The following is an 11,692-nucleotide window of genomic DNA, read 5'->3' as shown; positions in this document are numbered from 1 at the left end:
ATGACCATGGCAGCACCGGCACCACGAGTGTCCGAAGAGGACGTTCCGGTGCCACGACCGGGAGTGCTCGTCGTCGACGACAACGCGACCCTGCGGGAACTGCTCGTGCGGGGCCTGCAGCTGGAAGGGTTCGACGCCTGCGGCGCGGAGGACGCGCTGCACGCGATCGTCCTGCTGGACGGGTTCCGGCCCGATCTGATCGTCACCGACGTGCAGATGCCCGGGATGAGCGGGCTCGACCTGGTGCGCATCGTGCGGGAACGGGACACGTCGATCCCGGTACTGGTGATCAGCGGGCGTGACGGCGAGTCCGACAAGGCCGCGGCCTTCGCCGCGGGCGGGGACGCGTACCTGGTGAAGCCGTTCGGCTGGGCCGAACTGCTGCACCGGGTGCACTCCCTGCTCGGGCCGGCATACGCGGAAAGCAGATAGGAGAAGGAAAATGTGCGGGATCGTGGGATACGTCGGCCGGCGGGACGCCGCGCCGATCCTGCTGGAAGGCCTGCGCCGCCTGGAGTACCGGGGCTACGACTCGGCCGGGATCGGCGTGGTGCGTGACGGCAGGCTGCGGATCGGGAAACGCGCCGGGCGCGTGGGCCAGCTGCGTGAGGCGCTGCCGGCGGACCTGAACGGGAACGTGGGCATCGCGCACACCCGCTGGGCCACGCACGGGGCACCGACGGATCGCAACGCGCATCCGCACACCGACGCGGCCGGCGACGTCGCGATCGTGCACAACGGTGTACTGGAGAACGCGGACGAGCTGCGGGCGCGGCTGTTGCACGAGGGCGTGGACCTGGTGTCCGACACCGACAGCGAACTGCTCGCCCACCTCATCGCCCGCGCCGGGCACGGCCTGGCCGACGCGGTGCGCGCGGCGCTCGACGAGGTGGAGGGCACCGTCGGGTTGATCGCCGTGGACCGGCGCCGGCCGGACACGCTCGTCGCCGCCCGCCGCGGCAGCCCGCTGGTGCTGGGCATCGGCGCGGGCGAGGTGCTGATCGCGTCCGATGTGGCCGCGTTCGTGCGGCACACACAGCAGGTCGTCTATCTCGACGAGGACGAGATCGCCGTCGTGAGCCCGGACGACTACCGCACTTTCGCGCCCGGCGCCGCGCCGACGACGCGCGCGCCGGTGCGGGTGGCGGCCGAGACCGGTTCCTACGAACTCGGCGACCACCCCGACTTCATGCACAAGGAGATCCGCGAACAGCCCGCCGCGATCGCGCGGGTGCTGGCGGGCAGGCTCGACGAACGCGCGGCGACCACCCGGCTCGACGGGCTCGGGCTGGAGCCGCGGCATTGGCAGCGAGTGCGGCGGGTGACGTTCCTCGGCTGCGGGTCGGCCTATTACGCGGCGGAATACGGCGCGCAGCTGGTCGAGGACCTCGCGCGGATCCCGGCGCGGGCGGAACCTTCGTCGGAGTACCGGTATCGCAACGCCGTCGTCGATCCCGACGCGTTGTACGTCGCGGTGAGCCAGTCCGGCGAAACCCTGGACACCCTGGCCGCCATCCGTGAACTCAAACGACGCGGGGCGCCCGTCGTCGGTGCGGTGAACGTGGTCGGCAGCTCCATCGCGAACGAATGCGACGGCGGGATCTTCCTGCACGCGGGCCCGGAACAGTCGGTGGCGGCGACGAAATCGTTCACCAACATGGGCCTCGCGTTCGCGCTGCTGGCCGTGCAGCTGGGGCGGTTGCGGGATCTCTCGCTGGCACAGGGCGCGCGGCTGCTGAGCGGGTTGCGGCGTTTCCCGGACGAGGTCGAGGCGGCGTTGAAGACCGACGACCAGATCACCGAGCTGGCCGCACGGTTCCGCGACTGCTCGCACATGTTCTTCGTGGGCCGGGTGCGCGGATGGCCCATCGCGCGTGAGGGCGCGCAGAAGCTGAAGGAGGTTTCGTACGTACACGCGGAGGCGTACCCGGCGGCCGAGCTGAAACACGGGCCGTTGGCGCTGGTCACCCCGGCGATGCCGACGATCGCCGTCGTTCCCGACGACGAGCTGCTGCCGAAGAACCTGGCCACCCTGACCGAGATCCGGTCACGCGGCGGCCCCGTCGTCGCGGTGACCAACGCCGACCTGCCGCCGGACGCCGCCGACGAGGTGGTGCGGGTGGGCCGGTGCGAGCCGGAGCTGGACCCGCTGGTGCTCTCGGTGCCGCTGCAGCTGTTCGCGTACCGGATGGCACGGGCGCTGGGGCGGGAGGTCGACCGGCCGCGGAACCTGGCGAAGAGCGTGACCGTGGAGTGATCGCCAGGGCGTCCACAGTGGATTCCGGGCTGTGGATCCGGTCCTCACGGCGTTCGTTCGATCCTGAGCAATCCGGCGATCCCCTCGGCTGTCCACGTGCCGGACGCTCCCGGGAGCGCGGCGACGTAGGCGCCGACGCGCTCCGGCGTCCAGCCGTGGGCCTCCACGAGGCCGCGCGCGAGCATCCGGAGGTACGCGGCCGAGGGCGGGTTCTTCTCGACGTCGGCCGCCGACCACGGGGCGGTGAAGGTGACTACCGGGAAGCCGTCGCGCTCCCCCGCGTACACGAGCGTCTCGTACCGGCCGGGCCCCACGCGGTGACGCCCGTTGGCGAGCACCTCGGTCAGGTCCAGGTCCTCCCCCGGTGCGCGGTGCATCTCCTGCGCCGCGATGTCGGAGAACTGCCCGACCGTCACCAGATACGCCCGGGCCGCGGCCGTGCCGGGCAGCGCCGGGTCGTAGAACGCGGGGCCACCCGTCCACGTCGGCGACTCGGTGGCGAAGTAGATCCCGCCCGGCAGGAAATGCGGCTCGACCCGTTGCGGCGGCGAGGAATCCCGGCACCCCACGCACGAGCGCAGACCACCCGGCGGCGTGCCGCCCCGGAGGTAGTAGCCCAGGCGTTCGGCGTGCATGTTCGATCCGTAGCTGACATACCAGAGCACGCCCCCGATCATGACTCACCCGGGGACGCGTCGGCCCGGTGAGGCGCGGGAACGGGAAACCGCAGGTACGCTCCAGCGCGAACGAAGGGGAGCCGGAGTGACCGAGACGTCAGCGCGAGAGCAGCGCGTGCCCGGCGCGGTCGCCGAACGGGCGCGGGCCGCGCTCGGCTCGTTGCCGCGCGGCGAGGCGCGCGCGGTGCAGGCGTTGCTCGCGCAGGGCTCCGACGTGATCCGCGTGTCGGTGAGCGAGATCGCGGCCGCGGCGGGCACGGGCGTCGGCACGGTCGTGCGGGCCTGCCAGAGCCTCGGGTTCAAGGGGTTCCAGGACGCGAAGATCGCGCTGACCCAGGATCTCGCGCCGCTGGTCGGGGAACGCTCGCCGGAGCACATCGACCGCGGCGACCGGCCGGCCGAAGTGCTCGCGAAGCTCGCGGCCAGCAGCGCGGAAGCGCTTTCCCGCACCCCGGTCAGCGTGGACGGGGAGGCGCTCGCCCGCGCCGTGGAGCTGCTCCGCGCGGCGCCGCGCGTGCTGCTGCTCGGCGTCGGCACCAGTTCCCCGCTCACGCAGGACATGGCGTACCGGCTGCTCACCATCGGCATCTCCGCGGAGGCGCCCAGCGACGTGCACGTCCAGCACGTGCGCGCGCGACTGCTGCGCCAAGGCGACGTCGCCGTCGCGGTGAGCCATACCGGCTCCACGCGCGAGACCGTCAACGCGGCGCGCGGCGCGCACGAGGCCGGGGCGTCCGTCGTCGCCGTGACGAGCTTCAGCACCACGCCGCTGACGGAGATCGCCGACGTCGCTCTCGTCGCCGGCGGGCTCGAGACGAGGTACCGCGTCGAGGCGATGACCAGCAGGCTCGCGCATCTCGTGGTACTCGACTCACTCCTGATCAGCCTGGTACTCGCCGAGCCCGAACGCTCCGAGACCGCGCAAAAACTCCTGGCCGACGTACTGGCCGAGCACCGCTTCTAAGCGGCGGCCCGACTCGACAGCAGCCGCGCGACCGCCGGGTCCTCCATCGTCGTCACGTACAACACCGGCCGCGCCGGCCACGGCAGCGGCGCGAACGACGGCCAGTCGCTCGCGGTGACGACCACCAGCGACAGCCCCGCGGCCTGGGCGGCGAGCGCGCCGGCGGGCGAATCCTCCAGCGCCACCACATTTTCCGGCCGCACGCCGAGGTTCCGGCACGCCGCGAGGTACACGTCCGGCGCGGGCTTCGGCCGGGCGACGGCGTCCGCACTCACCACTGTCCCGAACCGCTCCCGCAGCCCCGACCGCGCCAGCATGTCCCCCAGCACGTCGGCCGGGGCGTTCGAAGCGACGCCGAGCGGGAGTTCGCCGGACAACCTGTCCAGCAGGGCCGGGACCCCGGGCAGCACCGGCGGCGGGCACTCGTCGATGGTGGCCCGTAAGGCGGCGTGCAGGATCGTGGCGACCCCGGCGCGGCTGCCCGGCCTGCCGACCCATTCCGTGATCAGTTCCGCCGCCGACGAGACGGAACTGCCCACCAACGCCGTCTGCTGCCGCTCGTCGAGCCGGCGCCCGACCGCGGCCGCGGCCACCGTGAACGCCCGCGCCCACGTACTCGCCGTGTCGAGCAGCAGGCCGTCACAGTCGAAAACCGCCGCCTGGAGTGCCAGTTCGGACAAGACGGACTCCTTCGTCGCCGTCGCGGACCATAATGAAGAGTATTCCATGGCGAACACAAGGCGGAATATCATTCCGTCAGCCGACGAAAGGCAGCGGGATGGGCGTACACGGCGGGCCTCTGCGACTGGGCACGATCACCGACAGCCACGTGGCCGGGATCGGCGCGGCGGACACGTACTTCAACAACCGGGTGCACCTCGGTCTCTCGCGCGCTCTGCTGACCGAAGCGCTCAGCTGGCTCACTCCGCGCGTGGACGCGTTGCTGCTGCTGGGAGATCTGACCCAGTCGGCCACGCCCGAGGAGTTCCGGTTCGTGCTCGACGAGCTCGACGCGACCGAGCTGCCCTGTTTCGTCGTTCCGGGCAACCACGACTGCCCCGCCCCCACCGACGACGGCCTGCTCGCCGGTCACCTCAAGGGCCGCGAGCGCATCCGGATCCCCGGCAAGGAGCCGCTGGGCCCGGCGCTGCTCACCGCGGGCCACCTCACCCGCACGGCCGGCGGCGAGTACCACAACCGGCTGGAAAACCCCGCTCCGGCAAGGCTTCCGGTGCTGCTGACACATTTCCCGGTGCTGGACCTGCGCCCCGCGATCAAGGACCGCGGCTGGCAGTACGCCGGCGACCTGACCAACCGTGCCGAGCTGGAAAAACAGCTGCGGGCGTGGCCGGAGCCGGTCCTGGTGCTGCACGGCCACCTGCACACCCGGGCGCACGCCGTGGCCGGGAACGTCCTCCAGCTCGGCATGGGCGCGCTCGCCGAGGCACCGCACGATGTGGCGCTGGTGTCCATCGACGCGAGCCCGCGCGGACTCCGCGTCACGCGCGAATGCCACCAGGTCTTGGAGGTGGCGCCGGGCACGCGTCCGGCCGTTCTGTCGCCGGAGTCGTCCTCGTTCACCTTCACCGGCCGGACCTGGCTTTCCGAGGTCGGCTAGCGAGTTTCCGCACGGCCTCCAGCAGCCGCCGGACATCGGATTCGTTCGTATAAGGGGCAATGCCCGCGCGGACCGCGCCGCCGTCGCCGAGGCCGAGGTGACGTGCGCATTCCACAGCGTAGAAGCTGCCCGCGGGCGCGTTGACTCCTTGCGCGGCAAGACTCCGGTACACCTCGGACGGTTCGTGCCCGGCCACGTCGAACAGCACGGTGGGCGCGCGGCGCCGGTCTGGATCGCCGTAGCGGGTCACGCCGGGGATCTCGCTCAAGCCTGTGTCGAGCCGGCGCAGCAGACTTTCCTCGTAGCGCTCCAGTTCCGTCATCGACGCGAGCAGGCGTGCCCGGCGGGATCCGTTGCCCGGCACCAGGTCCGTGAGGAAGTCGATCGCCGCCGTGGTGCCCGCGAGCAGTTCGTAGGGCAGGGTACCGAGCTCGAACCGCTCGGGCACGGCATTCGTGGACGGCAGCAGCTTGTCCGGGTGCAGGGTGTCCAGCAAGGCGGGCGAAGCGGCCACGAAACCCAGGTGCGGGCCCAGGAACTTGTACGGCGAACAAGCGTAGAAATCCGCGCCGATCGCCGTCACGTCCACGGGCGCGTGTGGCGTCAGGTGGACACCGTCCACATAGCACAGTGCGCCCGCCTCATGTGCGTTCTCCGTAATCGCCGGCAGATCGGGCCGGGTGCCGAGCAGGTTCGACGCCGCCGTGACGGCGACTAGGCGGGTGCGCTCGGACAGCAAACCAGCCACCGCTTTCACCGGCAGCTCACCGGTCTCCGGGTCGAACTCGGCCCACCGCACGGTGCAGCCCCGCGCTTCCGCCGCCTGGACCCACGGGCGGATGTTCGCGTCGTGGTCCAGCCGGGTGACCACCACTTCGTCGCCCGGGCCCCAGTTCTTCGCGAGCGTGCGGGAAAAGTCGTAGGTCAGCTGGGTCATGCTGCGCCCGAAGACGATGCCGGACGGCTGCCCGCCCACGAGATCCGCGGCGGCCTGACGGGCCTCGACGACGACCTGCTCGGCGCGCCGTTCGGCCGCCGTGACGCTCCCCCTGTTCGCGACCGCCGCGACGAGCGTGGCGGTGACGGCCTCGCCCACCACGCCCGGGACCTGCGAGCCGCCCGGCCCGTCGAAGTGGGCCGCGCCCTCGCCGAGCGCGGGGAACCGCTTGCGTACCGAGTCGACGTCGTAAGCCATGCCCCCAGCTTGCCTCACTCAGCGCGGTGGCCGTGGCCCCGCGAAACTCGCCCGCCACCCGGCGGCCAGCGCGCACGCCTCGGCCTCGCTGCCCCGCACGTGCTCGATGACCGCGTCATCACGCCAAAGCATGACCGCGGCGACCCCGGCGGCGACCGGGGTCAGGCCGATGCGCCACAGGTGCCCGCCGTGCCGGAACTCCAGCTCGGCGAGCAGCCAGCGGCCGTCGGTGGTGGTGCTGACCTGCCAGGCCGGATCGCGGCGGAGGTCGGCGACCGAACGCGGGTGCCCGTCCACACCATCCACTGTGGCACAGCGAAGGGGCACGAACCGGACGGCGCGCTGATCAGTCGATCACCTCGTGCACGTCGAAGGGGCCGTCGTCGGCGAGTGTGAAATCGAGGTGCCGGAGCGCGCCGGTGAACGCGAACCCGCGCGGATAGTCCCAGGACACCGGGGACAACGAGTCGCGGCCGATGGTCAGGCCCTGCCAGCCGATCATGAACCGCGCTGTCGAGGCGATCGTGCCCACCCCGATTTCGCTGTCGTCACACCACAATGAGGCCTTTCCGCACAGCTGCCCGGTCTTGGTGAACCGCATCGCGAGCCGCTCCGGGCTGCCGTGCAGCGGGCCTGCCACGTGATAGCGGGTGCCCTGGTGGTTGTACTCGTAGTGCAGCTGCCCGTTCCGGACGTAGAGCACGTGCCCGCCGCAGACGTCGCCGTGAGCGACCAGCACGCCTTCGTCGCCTGCCGTCATGTCCACCGCGGCCTCGATGGTGAACGACCGGTCGTAGATCAGCGGCGTGATCCCGCCCGGCACCCTGGTCATGCCCGGGTAGTAGCGGTAAGAGCGACGCCGTCGCGGCGAGCTGGCGCTGTGGTAGCGCGCGGCGCGTTCGGCGAAGTTCCGGTCGTCCAGCGGGAAGACGTCGTAGCGGGCGGCCTCCGACCACCAGCGGCCGATCAGGTTCTGCAGCACCTCGGGATGTTGCGCGGCGAGGTTGTGGCATTCCGAGAAGTCCTCGTCGAGGTGGTAGAGCTCCCAGACGTCGTCGTCGTAGGACGTGCCGCGTTCGTGGTAGGCCACCGCCTTCCAGCCCTCGTGCCAGATCGCCCGGTGCCCGTACATCTCGAAGTACTGCGTGCCGCGACGGGTGGTTTCGTCCGCGCCGCCGAATGTATAGCGCAGCGACGTGCCGTGCACCGGGAGCTGCGGGAGCCCATGGCGCAGCTCCGGCATGTCCGCGCCGACGAGGTCGAGGATCGTGGGGGCCACGTCGATCACGTGGTGGAACTGTGACCGCAGGCCGGAATCGGTGATCCCGCGCGGCCAGGACACGACGAGGGGCGCCCGGACGCCGCCGGCGTGGGTGTTCTGCTTGTAGCGCTTGAGCGGGGTGTTCGCGGCCTGGGCCCAGCCCCACGGATAGTTGCTGTGATTCCGGGGGCCGCCGATCTCGTCGAGGCCGGCAAGGTTCTGGGCGGTGGTGACCGAATCGCCGTTCTCGTAGGCGATGGTGTTGACCGTGCCGTCCCGGCCGCCCTCCTGGCTGGCGCCGTTGTCGGACATCAGCACGATCATCGTGTTCTCGCGGGTGCCGAGCCGCTCCAGGTGCGCGAACAGCCGGGCGAGCTGGTCGTCGGTGTGTTCGACCATCGCCGCGAACGCCTCCTGCATCCGCGCCATCACCCGCCGGTCGTCGGCGGGCAGCTCGTCCCACGGAACGACGGAATCGTTGCGTGGCGCCAGATCCGTGCCCGGAGGTATGACCCCGGCGCGCAGCTGTTCGGCGTGCCGGGCCGCGCGGACCTCGTCCCAGCCCTGGTCGTACCGGCCACGCACGCGCTCCAGGTACTCGCGGGGCGCCTGGTGCGGCGTGTGGGCCGTACCCAGTGCCAGGTAAAGGAAGTACGGTTTGTCCGGGGCGCTGGACTTCTGGTCGGAGACGAAGTCGATGGCGTGGTCCACGAGATCCTCGGTGAGGTGGTATCCCTCCTCCGGGGTCTTCGGCGGCTCCACGCGCTGGTTGTCCTGCACCAGCTCGGGGTAGAACTGGTCGGAAATCCCTTCCAGGAAGCCGTAGTAGCGCTCGAACCCGCGCGCGAGCGGCCACTGGTCGAACGGGCCGACGCTGGAGGTCTGGTCGAGCGGGGCCAGATGCCATTTGCCGTAGCAGGCGGTGCTGTAACCGTTGTCCTTGAGCACTTCGGCGACGGTCGCCGCGTGCGGCGTGATCGTGCCGCGCTTGCTCGGGAACCCACTGTCCGCATTGGACAGCAGCGACATCCCGACGGAATGGTGGTTACGCCCGGTCAGCAGCGAAGCACGCGTCGGCGAGCACAGCGGGGTGACGTGGAAGTTGGTGTAGCGCAACCCGTTCCCGGCCAGCGCGTCGATCGCCGGGGTGGCGATCTCGGAGCCGTAGCAGCCGAGCGTGCCGAAACCGACGTCGTCCAGCACGACGAGGATGATGTCCGGGCTGCCCTCGGGCGGGCGCGGCGGCTCGGGCCACCATGGGCGTGAATCGGCGTAGGTGGTGCCGACGTGTCCCGGCTCGCTCGCCGTGGTCATGAATCCCTCCTCGTTTCAGCGGGCGGCCGCGACCTTGCGGCCGAACCTGCGTTCCGCGGTGTGCTGGACCTCTTCCAGGGTCTGGCCCTTGGTTTCGATGGACAGCACCGAAATCACCAGCACGTTGAGCGCGGCGATCGCGGCGATGACCAGGAAGGCGCCGCCGCCGAGCGCGTCGAACACCAGCGGCAGCGCGAACGTGCCGACGACGCTGCCGAGCTTGCCGATCATGTTGACGACGCCGATCGCGCGGCCGCGGAACTCGGTGGGGAAGAGCTCGGGCGCCCAGGCGTAGAAGGCCATCGACGTGCCGCCGTTGATGAACCCGATGGCCGCGGCGAAGGCGATCAGGACCGCCGCCGACGAGTGGATCGCCGCCCACAGCACGAAACTGGCCACCACGACGATCGAAGTGCCCGCGATGGCGAGGAACCGCCGCCCGATGCGCTCGACGACGTAACCGCAGACGATCAGGCCGATCACGACCGCGAGCAGGGAGGTGCAGCCGGTGAACAGCAGCGAGGTGAACGTGCCGGGCGAGACGATCCGCGAGATCAGGGTGGGTTGGTAGAGCAGGATCGCCGAACCGTAGAGGTTGTTGCAGCACCAGTAGAAGCAGATGCCGGCGAGCACGAGTAGCAGCGGCCTGCGGAAGAGTGCGCGCGCGGACGCTTGCGGCGCCGCAGTCGGGGCGAACTTGGGGAGTTCGGCGTTTTCGTCGCCCTGCGCGTACCGCCACGCCGCTTGCGCGTCGGCCTCCCTTCCCTTGCTGCGCAACCACCTCGGGGAGTCGGGGGTGCCGTGCCGGAGGAAGAGCAGGACGGCGGCGGCGATCGCGCCGGTGGCCATCGCCCAGCGCCAAGCGCCGGTGCCGGCCACGGTGAAGATCAGCAGTGTGACCGCGATGGCGACGACGGAGCCCAGCATCCAGGCGACCCCGCCGAACGCGGTGTACATCCCGCGGCGGCGCGCGGGGATGAACTCGGCGATGAGCGCCGCGGCGGCGGGCATGTCGGCGCCGATCGCCAGGCCGATCACCAGCCGGACCGCGATGATCTGCCACGCGGACTGGGTGAGCAGGAAGGACAGTGAGCCCACGAGGAACAGGATCATCGAGGCGAAGAAGACGACGCGCCTGCCGTAGCGGTCGGTGAGGGGGCCGCTGATCGCCGAACCGAGTGCCATGCCGAGGAACGCGGCGGCGGTGAGCAGGCCGAGCTGGACGGATCGGAGGTGGAACTCCGGCGTGATCCCCAGTAGTGCGCCGGAGAGGATCAGCAGGTCGTAGCCGTCGACGAAGTAGCCCCCGATCGCGGTGATCGCGATTCTGCGTTGCGGGCGCGTGAGCCGTGCTGAGTCCTCGACTGACGTCATCGTCATGGTCCGTTTCTCAGGGGATGGTGGACCAGACGCTAATCAGTGGAGAGGCATACGTCTAATATGTGTTGCGACTTGCAGGTATAAGCTTTCCGGATGGATGTCGGGAAGCTGCAGCTCCCTTGGCTGGCCTCGTTTCTGGCCGTGGTGGACGAGGGCAGCATGACCGCGGCCGCGAGTTCGCTGCATCTGAGCCAGCCTCGGATCAGCGCGCACATCGCGGCTTTGGAGGGTGTGGTGGGTGCGCCGCTGTTCGAACGGCGGCCGCGCGGGGTCGCGCTCACGCATCTGGGCAGCCGTTTCCTGCCCCGCGCCCGCCGCGTTTTCGACGAGCTGCGGCTGGCGGCGGATGAGCTCGACGCGGCGCGGGACAGGCTGGAGGGCAAGCTGCGGATCGGCAGCTACCCGGGCGCGAGCGCGATGCTGATCGCGCCTTTGCTGGCGCAGTACCGATTCCGGCATCCGGCGGTGGAGACGGACCTGGTGGAGGGCGACGCGGCTCAGCTGGAGCGGGCGGTGGCGCGCAAGCAGGTGGACTTCGCCGTGCGGCCGGTCGGCCCGCCCGCCGATGCCGGTTTGCCCGCGAAACCGTTGTGCCGGGAGAAAATCGTGGCGGTGGCGCCGTCGGACAGTGCTTTGCGGGTGACCGGGGACCTGGATTTCCTGGCCGGCGAAACGGCCATCGTGAGCGGCGATCCCCAGACGGGCTGGGCAGATTACCGCGACCGGCTGGAGGAGTCGGGCGTCGAACCGGCTCAGGTCATCGTCGCGACCATGCCGACCACCGTGACGGCCTTCGTCCGGGCGCGGCTGGGCATCGGGCTGCTCGGTGCCTTCGCGGCAAGCGCCGCCCACGGCGACGGCACGATGCTGCTGGAACTGCCGCCGCCGCTGTGGCAACGGGAGGTACACATCCTGCACGGTCACGAGCCCCTGCCGCCGCCCGCGCAAGCCTTCACCCACCTCCTGCGGCGGAGAGGACCGGAACTGACCCGGGGGTTGGCCGTTTGGTGAGCGGTGGGTGCGGCG

The 11,692-nt window shown here is 70.8% G+C and carries 11 protein-coding genes; 5 read left to right on the top strand and 6 right to left on the bottom strand.

The features are described 5' to 3' along the window. Window positions 1-432, top strand: coding sequence for a response regulator transcription factor (locus FPZ12_RS34040; protein ID WP_144750140.1), 432 nt, complete (start codon window positions 1-3; stop codon window positions 430-432). A 10-nt stretch (window positions 433-442) separates the two neighbouring features. Further along, window positions 443-2,257: a glutamine--fructose-6-phosphate transaminase (isomerizing) gene (gene glmS, locus FPZ12_RS34035; protein ID WP_144750142.1), complete on the top strand. Its 1,815-nt coding sequence runs from the start codon at window positions 443-445 to the stop codon at window positions 2,255-2,257. A 44-nt stretch (window positions 2,258-2,301) separates the two neighbouring features. Here the strand turns inward: glmS and FPZ12_RS34030 are convergent, their stop codons facing one another. Continuing rightward, window positions 2,302-2,922 carry a histone deacetylase gene (locus FPZ12_RS34030; RefSeq protein WP_243770181.1) on the bottom strand — a complete coding sequence of 207 codons (621 nt, stop codon included), beginning with the start codon at window positions 2,920-2,922 and terminating at the stop codon, window positions 2,302-2,304. Between the two features lie 97 nt (window positions 2,923-3,019). On the opposite strand from FPZ12_RS34030, the gene FPZ12_RS34025 reads away from it, so the two are divergent. After that, on the top strand, window positions 3,020-3,898 hold the full coding sequence (locus FPZ12_RS34025; RefSeq protein WP_243770180.1) for a MurR/RpiR family transcriptional regulator: 879 nt from the start codon (window positions 3,020-3,022) through the stop codon (window positions 3,896-3,898). On the opposite strand, the gene FPZ12_RS34020 is transcribed toward FPZ12_RS34025, so the two are convergent. Further along, a complete protein-coding gene (locus FPZ12_RS34020) occupies window positions 3,895-4,578 on the bottom strand; it encodes an HAD family hydrolase (RefSeq protein ID WP_243770179.1) in 684 nt (227 codons plus the stop codon). The two genes, FPZ12_RS34025 and FPZ12_RS34020, sit on opposite strands and share 4 nt — an antisense overlap. A gap of 98 nt (window positions 4,579-4,676) precedes the next feature. Here FPZ12_RS34020 and FPZ12_RS34015 point away from each other — a divergent pair, with 98 nt between their 5' ends. Further along, entirely contained in the window at window positions 4,677-5,516 is an 840-nt protein-coding gene (locus FPZ12_RS34015; RefSeq protein WP_166462996.1) for a metallophosphoesterase family protein, read from the top strand. Here FPZ12_RS34015 and FPZ12_RS34010 read toward each other — a convergent pair. The 4 genes from FPZ12_RS34010 to FPZ12_RS33995 are packed head-to-tail and all read right to left on the bottom strand — an operon-like array spanning window position 5,482 to window position 10,666. Further along, the gene (locus FPZ12_RS34010; protein WP_144750152.1) at window positions 5,482-6,711 is read right to left on the bottom strand and encodes a cysteine desulfurase-like protein; all 1,230 of its coding nucleotides are present in this window, start codon (window positions 6,709-6,711) and stop codon (window positions 5,482-5,484) included. The two genes, FPZ12_RS34015 and FPZ12_RS34010, sit on opposite strands and share 35 nt — an antisense overlap. A gap of 18 nt (window positions 6,712-6,729) precedes the next feature. Then, window positions 6,730-7,008, bottom strand: coding sequence for a hypothetical protein (locus FPZ12_RS34005; protein ID WP_243770178.1), 279 nt, complete (start codon window positions 7,006-7,008; stop codon window positions 6,730-6,732). Window positions 7,009-7,057: 49 nt separating this feature from the next. Then, on the bottom strand, window positions 7,058-9,286 hold the full coding sequence (locus tag FPZ12_RS34000) for an arylsulfatase (protein WP_144750156.1): 2,229 nt from the start codon (window positions 9,284-9,286) through the stop codon (window positions 7,058-7,060). Window positions 9,287-9,301: 15 nt separating this feature from the next. Beyond that, window positions 9,302-10,666, bottom strand: a complete 1,365-nt coding sequence (locus FPZ12_RS33995; RefSeq protein WP_144750158.1) for an MFS transporter — start codon at window positions 10,664-10,666, stop codon at window positions 9,302-9,304. Between the two features lie 93 nt (window positions 10,667-10,759). Between FPZ12_RS33995 and FPZ12_RS33990 the strand changes: the two genes are divergently transcribed. Continuing rightward, window positions 10,760-11,677, top strand: a complete 918-nt coding sequence (locus FPZ12_RS33990) for a LysR family transcriptional regulator (protein ID WP_144750160.1) — start codon at window positions 10,760-10,762, stop codon at window positions 11,675-11,677. The last annotated feature ends 15 nt before the right edge of the window (window positions 11,678-11,692 follow it).

Source organism: Amycolatopsis acidicola (assembly GCF_007713735.2).
Classification (GTDB): domain Bacteria; phylum Actinomycetota; class Actinomycetes; order Mycobacteriales; family Pseudonocardiaceae; genus Amycolatopsis_E; species Amycolatopsis_E acidicola.
This window is presented reverse-complemented; position numbering and strand designations above follow the sequence as displayed.

What these genes read in the sequence shown, in the direction of transcription:
- FPZ12_RS34040 (WP_144750140.1), top strand. Translation starts at nt 1, where the DNA reads ATGACCATGGCAGCACCGGCACCACGAGTGTCCGAAGAGGACGTTCCG.
- glmS (WP_144750142.1), top strand. Translation starts at nt 443, where the DNA reads ATGTGCGGGATCGTGGGATACGTCGGCCGGCGGGACGCCGCGCCGATC.
- FPZ12_RS34015 (WP_166462996.1), top strand. Translation starts at nt 4,677, where the DNA reads ATGGGCGTACACGGCGGGCCTCTGCGACTGGGCACGATCACCGACAGC.
- FPZ12_RS34010 (WP_144750152.1), bottom strand. Translation starts at nt 6,711, where the DNA reads ATGGCTTACGACGTCGACTCGGTACGCAAGCGGTTCCCCGCGCTCGGC.
- FPZ12_RS34000 (WP_144750156.1), bottom strand. Translation starts at nt 9,286, where the DNA reads ATGACCACGGCGAGCGAGCCGGGACACGTCGGCACCACCTACGCCGAT.
- FPZ12_RS33995 (WP_144750158.1), bottom strand. Translation starts at nt 10,666, where the DNA reads ATGACGATGACGTCAGTCGAGGACTCAGCACGGCTCACGCGCCCGCAA.
- FPZ12_RS33990 (WP_144750160.1), top strand. Translation starts at nt 10,760, where the DNA reads ATGGATGTCGGGAAGCTGCAGCTCCCTTGGCTGGCCTCGTTTCTGGCC.